The 16,209-nt window shown below is 64.9% G+C and carries 12 protein-coding genes; 7 read left to right on the top strand and 5 right to left on the bottom strand.

The window, feature by feature from the left end:
- Nucleotides 1–39: 39 nt before the first annotated feature.
- The 5 genes from ACFQU1_RS13325 to ilvD all read right to left on the bottom strand — a co-directional run bounded on the left by ACFQU1_RS13325 (nt 40) and on the right by ilvD (nt 8,603).
- On the bottom strand, nt 40–2,340 hold the full coding sequence (locus ACFQU1_RS13325) for an autotransporter outer membrane beta-barrel domain-containing protein (RefSeq protein WP_378133250.1): 2,301 nt from the start codon (nt 2,338–2,340) through the stop codon (nt 40–42).
- Between the two features lie 258 nt (nt 2,341–2,598).
- Nucleotides 2,599–4,641, bottom strand: coding sequence for an autotransporter outer membrane beta-barrel domain-containing protein (locus tag ACFQU1_RS13320; RefSeq protein ID WP_378133248.1), 2,043 nt, complete (start codon nt 4,639–4,641; stop codon nt 2,599–2,601).
- Nucleotides 4,642–5,051: 410 nt separating this feature from the next.
- Nucleotides 5,052–6,113, bottom strand: coding sequence for an acyltransferase family protein (locus tag ACFQU1_RS13315; RefSeq protein ID WP_378134044.1), 1,062 nt, complete (start codon nt 6,111–6,113; stop codon nt 5,052–5,054).
- A gap of 112 nt (nt 6,114–6,225) precedes the next feature.
- The gene (locus tag ACFQU1_RS13310) at nt 6,226–6,696 is read right to left on the bottom strand and encodes a TerB family tellurite resistance protein (protein WP_378133246.1); all 471 of its coding nucleotides are present in this window, start codon (nt 6,694–6,696) and stop codon (nt 6,226–6,228) included.
- A 47-nt stretch (nt 6,697–6,743) separates the two neighbouring features.
- Nucleotides 6,744–8,603, bottom strand: coding sequence for a dihydroxy-acid dehydratase (gene ilvD, locus ACFQU1_RS13305; protein ID WP_378133244.1), 1,860 nt, complete (start codon nt 8,601–8,603; stop codon nt 6,744–6,746).
- A 255-nt stretch (nt 8,604–8,858) separates the two neighbouring features.
- Between ilvD and ACFQU1_RS13300 the strand changes: the two genes are divergently transcribed.
- The 7 genes from ACFQU1_RS13300 (at nt 8,859) to phoU (ending at nt 16,206) form a co-directional block, all read left to right on the top strand.
- Complete coding sequence (locus tag ACFQU1_RS13300; RefSeq protein ID WP_378133242.1) at nt 8,859–9,959, top strand: UPF0104 family protein; 1,101 nt, start codon at nt 8,859–8,861, stop codon at nt 9,957–9,959.
- A 61-nt stretch (nt 9,960–10,020) separates the two neighbouring features.
- Complete coding sequence (locus ACFQU1_RS13295; protein WP_378134042.1) at nt 10,021–11,304, top strand: ATP-binding protein; 1,284 nt, start codon at nt 10,021–10,023, stop codon at nt 11,302–11,304.
- Nucleotides 11,305–11,517: 213 nt separating this feature from the next.
- Entirely contained in the window at nt 11,518–12,567 is a 1,050-nt protein-coding gene (gene pstS, locus ACFQU1_RS13290) for a phosphate ABC transporter substrate-binding protein PstS (RefSeq protein WP_378133240.1), read from the top strand.
- Between the two features lie 263 nt (nt 12,568–12,830).
- Nucleotides 12,831–13,826 carry a phosphate ABC transporter permease subunit PstC gene (pstC, locus tag ACFQU1_RS13285; RefSeq protein WP_378133238.1) on the top strand — a complete coding sequence of 332 codons (996 nt, stop codon included), beginning with the start codon at nt 12,831–12,833 and terminating at the stop codon, nt 13,824–13,826.
- 2 nt (nt 13,827–13,828) lie between these two features.
- Nucleotides 13,829–14,668 carry a phosphate ABC transporter permease PstA gene (pstA, locus tag ACFQU1_RS13280; protein ID WP_378133236.1) on the top strand — a complete coding sequence of 280 codons (840 nt, stop codon included), beginning with the start codon at nt 13,829–13,831 and terminating at the stop codon, nt 14,666–14,668.
- Nucleotides 14,665–15,447 carry a phosphate ABC transporter ATP-binding protein PstB gene (gene pstB, locus ACFQU1_RS13275; RefSeq protein ID WP_378133234.1) on the top strand — a complete coding sequence of 261 codons (783 nt, stop codon included), beginning with the start codon at nt 14,665–14,667 and terminating at the stop codon, nt 15,445–15,447. The genes pstA and pstB overlap by 4 nt, the downstream gene beginning before the upstream one ends.
- Before the next feature lie 39 nt (nt 15,448–15,486).
- Nucleotides 15,487–16,206, top strand: a complete 720-nt coding sequence (gene phoU, locus ACFQU1_RS13270) for a phosphate signaling complex protein PhoU (protein ID WP_378133232.1) — start codon at nt 15,487–15,489, stop codon at nt 16,204–16,206.
- Nucleotides 16,207–16,209: the final 3 nt, after the last annotated feature.

Genomic DNA, 16,209 nt, shown 5'->3' with positions numbered 1-16,209 from the left:
GGCGGAGAGACGACGTCCCATCCCGCCCTCAATCCCGGCTCACCAGGCCACGCGCAGCCCGGCGGTTCCGCCGTAGCTATAGCTATCGCCGGGATTGGTGAGGCTGGTGTTGACCGAGGCTTGGGCAAAGACCGACCATTGATCGGCCCAGTTGTAGCTTCCGCCCAGGCCCACACCACCCCAAAGCTGATCGGTCGCACTCGCGATCTTGATGCCCGCGACATTGACGTCGGTTTGGCCATCGAAGGCATAGTAGAGATTGGCGATGCCGTAGAAGCTCGACTTTACGGTCTCTCCCGCATCGTCCTTTCGCGTCTTGCGATAATCAGCCGCGAGCCCCAGGCGACCCGTCAGTCCCTCGCCGCGTCCGGGTGTGACGACGGCACCGAACGGATCGGTGAAACGGTCGAAGTCGACCGCAGCATGCATGAGTTGCACTTGCGGCGTGAGGCCCCAGGCCCCTCCAAGGTCGATGCGCTTGCCCGTCTCGATACCGAGCCCGTACCCGAAGGCATTGTTGCCCTCCACGAGACTGCGGCGCAGGGTCGTCGAGACGAGATTGCTATCAAACCAGGTCGCCTGCACCTGCCCGTCGACATAGAAGCCGTTCGCGCCGAGCCAGGTCAGCGAACCGCCGAAGCCGTAGCCGTCGGTGGCGATTTCGCCGCGGCCATAGACGGAGCGGACATCGGTCGACGCGCTTCCGTAATGGATCGTCGCGCCGCCCATCAGCGCGCCGCTCCCGCCGTCGAAAAAGAGGCTGTCGAGCCCCGCGCGCAACGTCAGGCGACCGGCATCGGTTTCTGCGCCCGAGGTGGAATGGCTGGGGCTTAGAGAGCTGCGGCTCATGTCCAGCCGGCCCCAGAGGGCGCCTGGCCGGCGCGCGGCGGTGCCGGACGCATCCGGCCCCGCGTTGTCCGGCCGGCCGTCATTCCAATATCGGCTGCCGACACGCTGCTGCAGCGTCGAAAGGCCGTTGAGGCCGAGCAGACTTTGCGTATAGGCCTCGTAGAGGGGAACGCCAGGCTGGAAGATCGGGCCGGCTCGCGGTGTCGTCGGGAGGCTGGGCACGCCCGGGGTCCCGGGCGCTGGCGGCCTTGGGGGCGGAACGCCGCAGTCGGCGCTCCCCTGTCCATCGCCGTTCTCGCCGCACGGGTCGGCCGGCGGCTCGGGAACGAGCGAGGAGCGCAGGTACCAGTCACCGTCGGTGGGAGTGCTGGCACCGTTCTTTTGCAGCGTGTAGCTGTAGGCGCCTGCGATCACCGCGGGCTGACCCTGGATGGTGTAGTCGCCAACGAGAGTAAAGGTGCCGTTCGAGCTTCCGGCGACATCGACCACCTTGATGCCCTCGACGGTGGGCGCACCGCCGCCACCGCGGTTGATGACCTTGACATCGGTTGTGCCGGACGTGTCGCCGGTGACCACGAGCTGATCCGCCAGAGAATCGTCGCCCGCCAGGGCGGCTTCGATCTCGAGCGTACCGCCGCCGCCGGTGTAATTGCCACCGACCGTGAGCCGACCGATGGTGCCGCGGTTTTGACTGCCAGGCGCGATTACTCCGGCATTGGTCGTGTCCCCGACGGTGCCGATGCCGGCGAGACGTCCACCAGCCCGCACATCGAATGTGCCGGGGACGGCGCCGTTGACCTCGACGGTGCCTGCATCCACAGTCATCGTGCCCTCGAAGAACGGCTGATCCTGCGCCACGACCACCGTTCCATCACCCGTTTTCACAAGGCTGCCGCTGCTGTCGTCCGTGAAGAGCGCGTCGAAACCCGTCAAGGTGAGCGTCGTTCCCGGATCGGTCAGAATGGTGCCGGAGCTCTGGACACGCATTTCGCGGCCCGATTCGAAGCTCGCAGTCGTCCGCAAGGTTCCGCCGTCGAAGATCAGCCGCGATGCCGAGCCGGCTATGTTGTGGTCACGCGAGACCTGCAGGACACCTTGCTCGATCGTGGTGTTGCCCTGCTCATTGTCACCGTTCAAGATCAGGGTTCCCGAGCCGGTCTTGAGCAAATTCTTGCCGGTCAAGACCGCATCGATCGTCGCGATATAGGCGCTCGTGTCAGGAGTGCCGTCGCCGACCTGGATAGCGATGGGTCCACTGACACTGGTCAGGCCTAGCTCATCCCCTTGCACCGTGTAGCCGTCGGCCGTGAACTGGATGGCCGTGGTATCAACCGATCCCTGGCTCCGGTCGATGGTTACCGTTCCCGGCGTTCCCCCGAAGATCGCTGCGGAATTGGTCGTTGGCCACGGCGTGTTGGTATTGCCGCTGGCGCCAGTCCAGTTATCATTCCCGTTGGATCCCTGCCAGGTGCCGGTCCCGCCAGAAACCACATCATCGTTCTTTGTCCCGGGGTCCCAATAGCTGGACGTCTGAGCCCAAGCCCCCGCCGCTGACAGCGCCAGGCCTGCAGCCGCTGCCAGGATGCAGACCGAGGGTCGAAAGCTCGTTTGGAGCAGTGCCCACAGGCCGCTCCAGCCTTGCTGTTGTGCTTCACACATGAACTTGCCTATGGGTTGATGGGGGCGGCGCGCCGCGGACCGTACAGCTGGTGCGGCCGAAGGCGCGCCACGCGCTTTCGGCCGCCTTGATCACCAGGTCAGGCGCAGGCCGGCCGTGCCCTTGTAGCTGTAGCTGTCACGGAAGTTGGCCAAGCTCGTGTTGGCCGTCGCCTCGGCGAAAACCGATACGGCGTCCGACCAGCTATAGGTTCCGCCGGCGCCAATGCCGCCCCAGAGCTTGTCGGCAGCGCTCGCAAACCTCGCGCCCGAGACCTCGACCGCGGTCTTGCCGTCCAGGGCATAATAAAGATTGGCGATACCGTAGAAGGTGGCTCGCGAGACTTGCCCTGTCTCGTTCTTCCAGCTGCTCTGGTACTCCGTCGCCAATCCCATCCGACTCGTGACCGCATCGCCGTCGTCAAGACTGACGCGCGCTCCGAAAGGATCGGTGAAGCTGTTGAAATTGACAGCGGAATAGATGAGCTGTGCCTGCGGCACGAGACCCCAAGCCTCCCCGAGCCTGATGCGCTTGCCAACCTCAACGCCGAGGCCATAGCTGAACGCACGGTTGTTGCTGGCCATGGTGCGGCCGAGCGTGCTCGAGTCGAGATTGCCGTCGGCCCAGGTCACCTGCGCCTGGCTGTCGACGTAGAGGCCGTCCCAGCCCAGCCAAGTCACCGTGCCGCCGAAGCCGTAACCCTTGGCGTCGATCTTGCCACGGCCGTAGATCGAGCCGATGTCGGCCAAGACCTTGCCGTAATGAATGTTGAGCCCGCCGATGAGCCGGCCTTCGCCGGTTTCGCTGAACAACCCGTCGAGGCCGGTCTGGAGCGTCAATTGATCTGTGTCTGAATGCGCGCCGGCGGTGGACCGGGCGGGCGAGAGCCCGATGCGATTGCCTTCGATACGCCCCCAGAAAGCCGAATGTGTATGGGCGCCTGGTATGGCCGATTTGGCGGTCTCGTCGCCCCAATAGCGGTTGCCGATGCGCTGCTGCATGGTCGGCAGGTTGTTGAGGCTTTGCAGAACCTGCGGATAGGCCTCGTAGAGGGGAACGCCCGGCTGGTAGATCGGCCGCAGATGTCCTTCGCTGTCCAGAAACGACGACCGCATATACCAATCGCCGTCATCCTTCTGCAGCGTGTATCCATAGGCACCGGCGACGACTGCCGGATCGTTCTGGAATTTGTAATCGCCCAAGAGATTGAAGATGCCGTTCGAGGCGCCTTGGACATCGATCACTTTGATGCCTTGGGAGGTCGGCGCGCCCAAGCCGCCGCGGTTCGTCACCTTCACGTCCGTGGAGCCGTCGGTGTCGCCGGTCACGATGAGCTGATCCGTAGGTGAATGGTCGCCGCCGAGAACGCCGTCGATCTCCAAGGTCCCGCCCTTGCCGGTGTAGGCGCCGTCGACGGTCAGCGTGTCGATGGTATCGCCACCGGGAGCGATCACCCCGGCATTGGTGGTGTCGCCGATCACGCCCGCCCCCTCGAACCGCTCGTCGGGCTGCAAGTCCCTGACCTCGTGGTCACAGCCGCGCTTGTTGCCGCCGCGCCCGTTGCCATTGTTGGTGTTGCCGCAATCGATCGTGGTGCCGCCGCAGTTGCGGCTATTGCCGCCGTTGCCGTTGTTGGTGTTTCCGCAGTTGCTCGTGCCGCCGCCGTTGCCGCTGCCGCCGTTGCCACAATCCTTGTTGTTGCCACCGTTACCGTTGCCGTTGTTCGTATTGCCGCAGTTGCTCGTGCCGCCGCCATTGCCGCCGCCGCCACCGTCGCCACAATCCTTGTTGTTGCCACCGTTACCGTTGCCGTTGTTCGTATTGCCGCAGTTGCTCGTGCCGCCGCCATTGCCGCCGCCGCCACCGTCGCCACAATCCTTGTTGTCGCCACCGTTACCGTTGCCGTTGTTGCCGTGGCCGCAGGAGCTGTCATCTTGGACACTATCGCTCAGACCGCCGAAACCGGACGTGCTGCGCGTCAGGCCAGCATCTTTGGAGCCGGAGGCCTGCGGCAGTGCACTGGCCGGTGTGGCTATGCCCGCCATCATCAGCACGAGGCCGGCAGCCCGTAGCAAACGGCCTATGTCCGGCAACGCCCATGGCTTGCCGCAGCCTTGCTGTTGTGAATTACGCATGAGCTTCCCTATCGACACAAGAAATGAACTTCGCGACCAGCTCTGACGGCCGGCTCGCGAGAAATGTCGCAGGTTGTGCTCAGCGAAGACGTTAACGGCAGTGGCCGCCAGTCAGCAATATACGCAGAATGACTTGCATGTGACGCAAGCGACCCTGTCCGTTACGATTTCAGTAAATTATGGGTAGATCGGATCAAATGCTTATTCGCGCAATACTGAAAGGGATGAGCAGAATGTCCGGTTTCGCGCACTCTCTGCTGGACGCGACTAATGGGAAGCGCAGAGGATTTTCTGCGCGTCGGCAGATTGCCCCGGATCGCAGGGCCTGGTCGCAGCTGAAGGTAATCTCAGGCAGGGCTTGTGAGGGCCGCCAATCGTCTACGCGACTGGCGCCCGAGCGGCCCTCCCCTTCACTCTGCCGGTGCAAGCGGTGCCCGGCGCGGCGCCAGCCGAAAGGCGGCCGGGCGTACGAAGAGAAAATCGAGCGGAGTGCCGCGCAGGATGCGCGCCACGATGAGCGGCACAACGACCGCCGTCGTGGTGACGATCACCGCACCCCAGCCCGTGCCGATGACATCGACCGCGCCCGTCTTGATCAGGAGCGTGCGCATGATCGCCATGGGCAGGAAGAAGGCGAGATAGATGACGATCGAATTGGTGCCGCAGTAGCGCAGCGCCTCGCCGCGGCCGGCCACGAGGAGGAGATTGGCGACCGTGATGATGGCGAAGGCGCCAGCGACGCCGAGCACCAGGCTGACGACCGGCAAGCTCGCAAGCGTCGGCCAGTCCGCACTCGGCCCGGGCGTGAAAGCGAGGAAGCCGTTGATGAGCGCCCAAATGCCGAGGCCGACGAGCGCGCCGAGGCGATGCTGGGGCACGAGCGCCGCGAGGCGGAAGATGAGGGGCGCGCCAAAATAGCCCAAGAGGAAGAACACCCAGCGCTCGCTGAACTCATCGATGGCCGTCCAGCCGGTCGCGACAGGGGCGATCTCGAGTGCGGCCGCCACAGCGATGAGCAGGATGGCGGGTACGCCCCTGAGAAGCTTCGTCACGACGGAAAAGACCGCCAGCATATAGATGAACCACAAGGTCCCGAGCGGCTCGATGAAGCCGAGGAGGAACAGTCGCAGGAATTCCTTGGGGTCGCCGCCGGCAAGTCCCCAGCCCTTCATGCCGAACTGAATGAGGAACCAAAGCACGTAGAAATAGAGGAAGTGCAAAACGCGCTTGTCGCCGTAGGTGCGCCAGTCGCGGTCGATGACGCGCGACAGGAAAAGTCCCGACAGCAGGAAGAAGTCGGGCATGCGGAAGGGGCGTGCGAAGGTCACGACCGCATTCATGAAGCCGTCCTGGCCGGCGGCATGTTCAAGGCCGAGGGTCGAATGCATCATGACGACGAAAATGATGCAGATGCCCTTGGCTACGTCGACCCAGGCGACCCGTCCGGCCTCGGCTGTCCCATGTCCGCTCATAGCTGCCACGACCCTCTCCCCTGGCACAGATCTGTCCCATTACGGCACGGTGCGACGGCTCCATGCGCCACACACCCAACTGCACTGACAAAGAGCAAGAGCTGTGCCGGGATCAGCCCCAGGGGCTCGGCCGGCCGGCCTCGGTGAGCTTCGCCTCGACCGCTTTGCGCAGGAGGACGCGGTCGCGGGTCGACACGCCCACCAGTTCGGCGACGCGCCAGACGAGATTTTCCTCGAAGGGATCGAGCTGGCCGTCCGCGAGAACGACCTCCCAGAGCATCTCGATGAGGCTCTTGCGGCCCTCCTGATCGAAATGCTCGGTGATCACGCGTGTGAAACGGTAGATGTCGATAGCGTCGGCTTCGGCCGCGCGAGCCTCCGCCATCAGCTGGGCGAGCGCCTCTGGCGGCAGCATGAAACGCTCAGCCAGCACGGCCTCGATGCGCCGTGCCTCCACAGGGGACGGGTGCTCGTCCATCACGCTCGCACGGACGAGGAGCGCTGCGACGGCGAGTTCCACGTCCTGCCCGCTCGCGTTATCAGCCGAAGCGTCGGGGAAGAATTTTTTCAGGGTCTGCCACACGCGGCGGGTCTAGCACAGCGCCGCGTGCGCGCCAATCGGGGCGGCGTTCACTGACGTTTGAACGCGCTGCTCACATCGCGCACGGCGCCGCGCGCGGCGCTCGTCGCGAAGGCCGCATAGGCCTTGAGTGCCGTCGTCACCTTGCGCTTGCGCGGCGCGGCGGGATGCCAGGCGGCATCGCCCTTCGCCTCCATCGCGGCGCGGCGGCGCGCGAGTTCCTCGTCAGGCACCGCAAGGTGGATGCGGCGGTTGGGGATGTCGATCTCGATGACGTCCCCCTCCTCCACGAGCCCGATGGCGCCGCCTTCGGCCGCCTCGGGCGAGACATGGCCGATGGAGAGCCCCGAGGAGCCGCCGGAGAAGCGCCCGTCGGTGACGAGGGCGCAGGCCTTGCCGAGGCCGCGCGACTTCAGATAGCTCGTCGGATAGAGCATCTCCTGCATCCCGGGGCCGCCACGCGGTCCCTCATAGCGGATCAGCACGATGTCGCCCGGCTTGATCTTGTTGCCGAGGATTCCCTCGACGGCCGCGTCCTGGCTCTCGAAGATGCGGGCTGGACCGGAGAAGGTGAGGATCGAGGCGTCCACGCCGGCGGTCTTCACGATCGCCCCGTCCTCGGCGAGATTGCCGTACAGCACCGCGAGCCCGCCATCCTTGGAATAGGCATGCTCGGCGTCGCGGATCACGCCCGTCTCGCGGTCGAGATCGAGCTCGTCCCAGCGACGGCTCTGGCTGAAGGCGACCTGGGTCGGCACGCCGCCGGGGGCGGCGCGAAAGAAATTCTGCACCGTCTCGCTCTTGGTGCGGCGCACGTCCCAGCGCTCCAGGGCATCTGTCAGGCTCGGGCTATGAACGGAATGCACGTTCTTGTGCAGGAGACCGGCGCGATCGAGTTCGCCGAGGATCGCCATGATGCCGCCGGCGCGATGCACGTCCTCCATGTGAACATTGGCGACGGCGGGCGCCACCTTGCACAGGACGGGCACATGCCGCGACAGCCGGTCGATGTCGCTCATGGTGAAGGGCACTTCCCCCTCATGGGCCGCGGCCAGGAGATGCAGCACCGTATTGGTGGAGCCGCCCATGGCGATGTCCAGCGTCATCGCGTTCTCGAAGGCCTCGAAGCTCGCGATCGCGCGGGGCAGCACGCTCGCGTCGTCCTGCTCGTAGTGGCGGCGGGCGAGGTCGACGATGAGATGGCCCGCCTCCACGAAGAGGCGCTCGCGGTCGGCGTGGGTGGCGAGCGTGGAGCCGTTGCCGGGCAGCGCCAGACCCAGCGCTTCCGTCAGGCAGTTCATCGAATTCGCCGTGAACATGCCCGAGCAGGAGCCGCAGGTCGGGCAGGCGGAGCGCTCGATGATCTTGACGTCCTCGTCCGAGACGCGGTCGTCGGCCGCTGCCACCATGGCGTCGACCAGGTCGAGCGCCTTCTGCTCGCCGCCGAGCACCACCTTGCCGGCCTCCATCGGCCCGCCGGACACGAAGACGACGGGGATGTTAAGACGGAGCGCCGCCATCAGCATGCCGGGCGTGATCTTGTCGCAGTTCGAGATGCACACCATCGCGTCGGCGCAATGGGCATTGACCATATACTCGACGCTGTCGGCGATGATCTCGCGCGAGGGCAGCGAATAGAGCATGCCGTCGTGGCCCATGGCGATGCCGTCGTCGACCGCGATGGTGTTGAATTCCTTGGCGACGCCGCCCGCCTTCTCGATCTCGCGCGCCACGAGCTGGCCGAGGTCCTTGAGGTGCACGTGGCCGGGCACGAATTGCGTGAAGGAATTCACGACGGCGATGATCGGCTTGCCGAAATCGCTGTCCTTCATGCCGGTGGCGCGCCACAGACCGCGTGCGCCGGCCATGTTGCGGCCGTGGGTCGTGGTGCGGGAGCGATAGCTTGGCATAACGCAATGTCCTCGGGCGCGCTTCGGGCGCGATATTGAGCTGTTGCCGCCCTCTTTAGCGCAACAAACGACCAGACGCATCCTTTTCGATGTTCCCCCTCGGCATAGCCGCTCTGTCCTGGGCGGGATCATGCATAGTCGGGTCAATCTTGCGGTCCGGCCGTCATCACACCATAACACGCGGGGCTGGAGAGGCCGACCGCCGGTTTCCGAACTGGCGCCGGCCCTTCCCTCGCGAACGTGCGGCACGGGTGCATGCAGGCAAAAAACGGCGACGCAGCGACTGCCATCGACGGGACGGCATCCTCGCACGAGCAATCCGCGAGCTCTCACGGCAAAGCCGCGTCGGGCCCCGACCGGCAGGACAGATCCGTTCCGGTCGCCCCACCGACGACACGCGAACGCGAAGAGGCGGGCGAGCGGCGTCGACGGCGATTGTCGATCATCGGCACGCTGGTGAGCGCCGCGATCTTTCTCGCTTCCTTCGTCGTCCTCTGGCGGATTCTTTCGGATCTCAGCCTCGAGGAACTGACGACGGCTTTTTCCTCGGCGAGCCGCCGGCAAATCCTTCTCGCCATTCTCTTCACCGTCATCAGCTATTCGCTCCTCACCGGCTATGACTATGTCGCCCTGAAGCAGCTCAAGGAGCGCATCGCCTATCGCGTGACCGCCTTTGCTTCGTTCACCAGCTACGCCGTCTCCTTCACGCTGGGTTTTCCTTTGGTGACGGCCGGCACCGTCCGCTACTGGATCTATTCTCCCCATGGGGTGAAAGCCGCGAAGATCGCGAGCCTCACGGTGATCGCCGGCATCACCTTCTGGCTCGGCATGAGCGCGGTGCTGTCCTGGAGCCTGGTGCGCCACGCCGACCAGATCTCCTTTCTCGCCAATACGCGCCTCAGTCTCACCCAGCTCGTCGGGGTATTGGGCTTTGCCGCGCTCGCCGCCTATTTCATCTGGGTCGCCTTGATGAATCCGGCGGTTACCGTGCGCGGCTGGCGGCTGGAACTGCCCGGCGTCAAGCTGTCTCTCATCCAGATGCTGATCGGCGCCGGCGACGTCTGTGCCGCCGCCGGCGTGCTGTTCGTGCTCCTGCCGGGCGGCCATGGGCTGAGCTACGAGACCTTCCTCGCGGTCTATGTGGTGGCCTGCATGCTGGGCATTGCAAGCCATGCCCCGGGCGGCCTCGGCGTCTTCGAGGCGACGATCCTCATCGCGCTGGCGCATCTGCCGACGAGCGGCGTGCTCGGCGCGCTTCTCCTCTTCCGCCTGCTCTACTATCTCGCGCCCTTCATGCTTGCCTTGGCGATGCTCGGCGTCTACGAGGCGCGTAAGCGTTTGCGCAGAAGACCATAAGTCGCCTGCGGCGGCCAGGCGGGAGAATGACGTGACCGAGGATCGGCGCGAAACGGCGGCCATTCGTGGCAATGCGCTTCGTCTCAGCGCCCGCGGCATTGCCGTGCGCACGGCGCTCGTCGCCGTGGTTATCTTCGGCACGGCAGCCGCCATCGGGGGCGGATCACTGTTCTGGACGGCCGCCGCCGCATTCACGACCTGTTTCGCCGCTGCCGCGCTCTTCCGCAACACCATGCCGCTGCAGGACCGCCTCGCCGCACCGGTGCGGCGCAGGGAGGGGATTCTCACACCCCGAGCCCTGCTCGCCGCCCTCCCCGATCCGGTCGTCGTGGTCGACCGGCGCAGCCTCGTGACGGGCATGAATGCCGCGGCCCAGGCCATGCTGCCGACGCTGCGCGAAGCGACCCCGCTCTCTTTCGCGCTACGGTCGCCGGACGTGCTCGACGGCCTGGAGGCGGTGCTGCGCACCGGTGGCCAGCGCAAGGTGGAGTTCGGCGAGCGCGTGCCGATCGAGCGGGCCTACGAGGTGCATATCGCGGCGGTCGAGACATCGCCCGCCGCCGACGACGGCCAGCGCGGAGCAGCGCTCGTGTTCCGCGACCTGACGGCGGCGCGGCAGCTCGAACACATGCGCGTCGACTTCGTCGCCAATGCCAGCCACGAATTGCGCACGCCGCTCGCCTCCGTGCTCGGCTTCATTGAGACGCTGCAGGGCCCCGCTCGCGATGATTCCACGGCGCGCGAACGCTTCCTCGGCATCATGCGCGAGCAGGCGCGCCGCATGGCCCGGCTGATCGACGACCTCCTCTCGCTCTCACGCATCGAGATGCACGCGCATGTGCAGCCGCAAACCCCGGTCGATCTCCTCGGCATCGTCCGCCATATGATCGATACATTGACCCCTCTTGCCCGCGAAAGCAGCGTGACGATCACGCTGACGGCCCCCGACGGTCCTCTGTCCATACTGGGCGACCGGGACGAACTCCTGCGCGTCTTCGAAAACCTCATCGAGAATGCCGTCAAATATGGCGAGTCGGGCGAAAGGGTGGAGGTGACGGTTGCAACCTCGCCGGGCCGCAGCGGTACGGCGGAGGAGGTCGAGGTCACCGTGCGGGACTTCGGGCCAGGCATCGCTCCCGAGCATCTGCCACGCCTGACCGAGCGCTTCTACCGGGTCGACGTCGCCGACAGCCGCCAGAAGGGTGGCACCGGTCTCGGGCTCGCCATCGTCAAGCATATCGTCAATCGCCACCGCGGCCACTTCGCCATCGAGAGCACGCCGGGCGAGGGCGCCGCCTTTCGCGTCCGCCTGCCGCTCGCCAGCACAGTAGCGCCGGCTGAATAACGCCATACGGGAGCCGATTGGCGGCATTCGCGCTGGCAATAGCGCCAAACGCCAAGCGGCAGCTGGGCAAGCACTGTCATTTAAATGTCATGCAACCGTCATAGAGACGATGCGCAGGATGGTTAAGACCTCCGGTGTCCGCTCACTGCCCCTTTCGAAGACGTTCGTGGCTTTCGGACGCCGGGGCCAACATCGCCACATGGGAGAGCTCTCGTGAAATACTCGTCACTCGTTGCAGCGGCCGGCTTTGCCGTCGCGGCCCTCGCGACGCCCGCGCTCGCCGCCGATATTTCCGGCGCCGGCGCGACCTTCCCCTATCCGATCTACGCCAAATGGGCCGACGCCTATAAGAAGGAAACTGGGGTTGGCCTGAATTATCAGTCGATCGGTTCCGGCGGCGGCATCAAGCAGATCCAGGCCAAGACGGTCGCCTTCGGTGCGACGGACGCGCCGCTCTCGGGCGCTGACCTCGACAAGGCCGGCCTCGTGCAGTTCCCGATGGTCATGGGCGGCATTGTGCCCGTCATCAATCTCGATGGCGTCGCTGCCGGCGAACTGGTCATCGACGGTCCCACGCTCGCCAAGATCTTCATGGGCGACATCAAGACTTGGGACGACGCGGCCATCAAGTCGCTGAACCCGAATGCCAAGCTCTCGTCGACCGCGATCGTCGTGGTGCACCGCTCCGACGGTTCGGGCACGACCTTCAACTTCACGAACTACCTCGCCAAAGTCAGCCCCGACTGGAAGTCCAAGGTCGGTTCGGCGACAGCGGTCGAATGGCCCGCCGGCATCGGCGCGAAGGGCAATGAAGGCGTCGCCGCCAACGTGGCCCAGACCAAGGGCGCGATCGGCTATGTCGAATATGCCTATGCCAAGCAGAACAACCTGACCTTCGCGAAGATGAAGAACAAGGACGGCCAGGTCGTCGCGCCGGAAATCAAGAGCTTCCAGGCTGCCGCCGCCAATGCGGATTGGAGCAGCGTGCCGGGCTTCGGCGTGATCCTGACCGACGAGCCGGGCGCCGACTCCTGGCCGATCACGGCCGCGACCTTCATCCTGATCCACAAGCAGCCGCAGGATCCGCAGCAGGTCGCCGAGGCTCTCAAGTTCTTCGATTGGGCCTACGAGAAGGGCACCGCGATGGCCGAGGAGCTTGACTACATCCCGATGCCGGCCAACGTCGTCACCCAGGTTGAGAAGGTCTGGGCGACCGAGATCAAGGGGGCCGACGGCAAGCCCTTGTTCACCGCGAGCAACTGATACCTAACCATCAAGGACGCGGGCGCGGATTAACCTTCGCGCCCGCAACCGGTAACCGGGCGGCAGATGTTTTTCGACCGCAACGGGCTGCGTCGCGAGATCTCGGAAAACCCGGCCAGAGATGAGGCCGTTTCGCTCCCGGTGCAGCTGGCCTCTCACCAAACCGTAATACTCCCATCTCGCAGCCGGCTCGCTTATGCTCGTCCTCGAACCGAGCCGAGCATCGCAGTCGAGGATCGTCATTTCTCATGAGGCAAAAACCCATGGCCGATGTTGCCCTGCAGAGCGGCGTCGTGGCATCCGAAGAAGCGGCGGATCGCATCAAGGCGCTGCGACGGTTTCGCTTCAATGATGCCCTTTTCCATTTCCTGACACGTACGGCGGCCATTGCCGTCCTCGTCATCCTGGCGGGCGTGATCTTCGCGCTCATTCACGGCTCGCTTCCGGCGTTCCAAGCTTTCGGGCTCGAGTTCTTCTATACGCAGTCCTGGAACCCGGTGACGGAACGCTTCGGCGCGCTCGCGCCGATCTATGGCACGATCATGACGTCGCTCATCGCCATGATCATCGCCGTGCCGGTCGGCATCGGCATCGCGATCTTCCTGACGGAGCTCTGCCCGCCGATCCTGAAACGGCCCATCGGCATCGCCGTCGAGCTGCTCGCCGGCATTCCCTCGATCATCTACGGTATTTGGGGCCTCTTCGTCTTCGCCCCCTTCCTTCAGCAGACGGTGCAGCCGGCGCTGATCGCGATGTTCGGGCCGATCCCGGTGCTCAATTCCATCTTCGCGGGGCCTCCCTACGGCATCGGCGTGTTAACCGCCGGGCTCATCCTCGCCATCATGGTGCTGCCCTTCATCACCTCGATCTCGCGTGATGTCTTCGAAACCGTGCCCCCCGTGCTGAAGGAGGCGGCCTACGGCGTCGGCTGCACCACCTGGGAGGTCGTGCGCCACGTGGTGCTGCCCTTCACACGGGTCGGCGTCATCGGCGGCATCATGCTCGGCCTCGGCCGCGCACTCGGCGAGACCATGGCGGTCACCTTCGTCATCGGCAACGCCCACAAGATCTCCGCCTCGATCATCGCGCCCGGCACGACGATCTCGGCGAGCATCGCCAACGAATTCACCGAGGCGGTCGGCGACATTTATACGTCCTCACTGATCGCGCTCGGCCTCATCCTCTTCATCATCACCTTCTTCGTGCTCGCCGTGGCCCGCTACATGCTGCTGCGGCTCGAAAATCAGGCGGGGCGCTGATCATGGCCTCCTATTCCGCACGACGCCGCTCCAACACCGTCGCCATGAGCCTGTGCCTTGCAGCGACGGCCTTCGGCCTCGGCTGGCTCGTCCTCATCCTCGGAGTTCTCCTCTGGGAGGGGTTCAGCGGGCTCAACCTTGCCGTCTTCACGGAAATGACGCCGCCGCCCGGCGGTCAAGGGGGGCTCCTCAACGCGATCGCCGGCAGCCTGGTCATGACCATGATCGGTGTCGCTATCGGTACACCGCTCGGCATCCTTGCCGGGACCTATATGGCGGAATACGGCCGCCACAGCCGGCTTTCCACGGTCGTGCGCTTCATCAACGACATTCTCTTGAGCGCGCCTTCGATCGTCATCGGCCTCTTCGTCTATGAGGTCATGGTTGCGCAGATGGGGCACTTCTCCGGCTGGGCCGGCGGCGTGGCGCTCGCCATCATCGTCGTGCCGGTCGTCGTGCGCACCACCGAGGATATGCTGAACCTCGTCCCTAACCAGCTGCGCGAGGCGGCGTCGGCGCTCGGGCTTCCGCGCTCCGTGGTGATCCGGCGCATCGCCTATCGGGCGGCGCGGGCCGGCATCGTCACGGGCATCCTGCTGGCGGTCGCCCGCGTCAGCGGCGAGACCGCGCCGCTCCTCTTCACCGCGCTCAACAACCAGTTCTGGAGCGCCGACCTCAACCAGCCGATGGCGAGCTTGCCCGTCGTGATCTTCCAGTTCGCGCTCAGCCCCTACAAGGACTGGCAGCAGCTGGCCTGGGTCGGCGCACTCATCATCACCTTCGCCGTTCTCGCCCTCAGCATCACGGCACGGGCGCTCGCCTCGTCGGGGAACTCGAAATGACACCCACTGCCACTGATAACGCCCGCGCCGAGAAGGTCTCGGTCCGCAATCTCAAGTTCTACTACGGCGATACGCTCGCGCTGAAGGGCATCAATCTGCCGCTCTATCAGAATATCGTCACCGCCTTCATCGGCCCGTCCGGTTGCGGCAAGTCCACACTGCTGCGTGTCTTGAACCGGATGTACGATCTTTATCCGAAGCAGCGCGCGGAGGGTGAAGTTCTCGTGGACGGTGACAACGTGCTCAGCCCGAAGCAGGATCTCAACATGCTTCGCGCCAAGGTCGGCATGGTCTTCCAGAAGCCGACGCCCTTCCCGATGTCGATCTATGACAATATCGCCTTCGGGATCCGGCTCTATGAGAGCCTCGACAAGGCCGAGCTCGACGTGCGCGTGGAGTCGGCGCTACGGCGCGCGGCCTTGTGGGAGGAAGTGAAGGACAAGCTCCACACGAGCGGTCTCGGCCTCTCGGGCGGTCAGCAGCAGCGCCTGTGCATCGCCCGGACCGTGGCAGTCAAGCCGGAGGTCATTCTGCTGGACGAGCCCTGTTCGGCGCTCGATCCGATCTCGACCGCCAAGGTCGAGGAGCTGATCGACGAGTTGAAGCGTGACTATACGATCGCCATCGTCACGCACAACATGCAGCAGGCGGCGCGTGTGTCGCAGTATACGGCGTTCATGTATCTCGGCGACCTCGTCGAGTTCGACGAGACGTCGAAAATATTCACGGTGCCGCAAGACAAGCGCACACAGGACTATATCACCGGCCGCTTCGGTTGAGACCGAGCCGTCAGACGACGAACAGGGGATCACAGGCCGATGGCTGAGCATACCGTCACCTCCTTCGATCAGGAACTCGACCTGCTGCGCAGCAGGATCGTCGAGATGGGCGGCGTCGCCGAGAAGATGCTTGGTGATGCCACCGCCGCACTCGTCCGCCGCGACGTCAGTCTCGCGCAGGCGGTGATCACCGGCGACGCCCGTCTCGACGGATTGCAGCGCGATATCGAGGAACTCGCCGTGATGACGATCGCACGCCGGCAGCCCATGGCTGTCGACCTGCGCGAGCTCATCTCGGCCATCCGCGTCGCCGCCGATCTCGAGCGGATCGGCGATCTCGCCAAGAACACGAGCAAGCGCGTTGTCGCCGTCAGCGGCGAAACTCAACCGCCGAAGCTCGTCGTCGGCGTGCAGCATATGAGCGACCTGGTCCAGGGCCAGCTCAAGGACGTGCTCGACGCTTATGTGCAGCGTGACGAGACACGGGCGCTCGACGTCTGGCAGCGCGACGACCGCATCGATGCGCTCTACACGTCGATCTTCCGCGAACTTCTCACCTATATGATGGAAGACCCGCGCAACATCACCTTCTGCACGCATCTCCTCTTTCTGGCCAAGAATATCGAGCGGATCGGAGATCACACGACCAATATCGCCGAGACCGTCCACTACCTCGTGACGGGCATCACGCTGGGTGTCGACCGCCCGAAGGGCGACACATCGAGCTTCACGACCGTCACGACGGAGCCCAACGCCTGAAGA

It is taken from the genome of Chelatococcus sp. GCM10030263 (genome assembly GCF_042666455.1).
GTDB lineage: Bacteria > Pseudomonadota > Alphaproteobacteria > Rhizobiales > Beijerinckiaceae > Chelatococcus.
Note: the sequence above shows the minus strand (reverse complement) of the source record. Positions and strands in the feature narration are given on the sequence as shown.

Excerpts from the sequence above, each read along its gene's own strand:
- ACFQU1_RS13320 (WP_378133248.1), bottom strand. The coding sequence starts at position 4,641 with ATGCGTAATTCACAACAGCAAGGCTGCGGCAAGCCATGGGCGTTGCCG.
- ACFQU1_RS13315 (WP_378134044.1), bottom strand. The coding sequence starts at position 6,113 with ATGAGCGGACATGGGACAGCCGAGGCCGGACGGGTCGCCTGGGTCGAC.
- ilvD (WP_378133244.1), bottom strand. The coding sequence starts at position 8,603 with ATGCCAAGCTATCGCTCCCGCACCACGACCCACGGCCGCAACATGGCC.
- ACFQU1_RS13300 (WP_378133242.1), top strand. The coding sequence starts at position 8,859 with ATGCAGGCAAAAAACGGCGACGCAGCGACTGCCATCGACGGGACGGCA.
- pstC (WP_378133238.1), top strand. The coding sequence starts at position 12,831 with ATGGCCGATGTTGCCCTGCAGAGCGGCGTCGTGGCATCCGAAGAAGCG.
- pstA (WP_378133236.1), top strand. The coding sequence starts at position 13,829 with ATGGCCTCCTATTCCGCACGACGCCGCTCCAACACCGTCGCCATGAGC.
- pstB (WP_378133234.1), top strand. The coding sequence starts at position 14,665 with ATGACACCCACTGCCACTGATAACGCCCGCGCCGAGAAGGTCTCGGTC.
- phoU (WP_378133232.1), top strand. The coding sequence starts at position 15,487 with ATGGCTGAGCATACCGTCACCTCCTTCGATCAGGAACTCGACCTGCTG.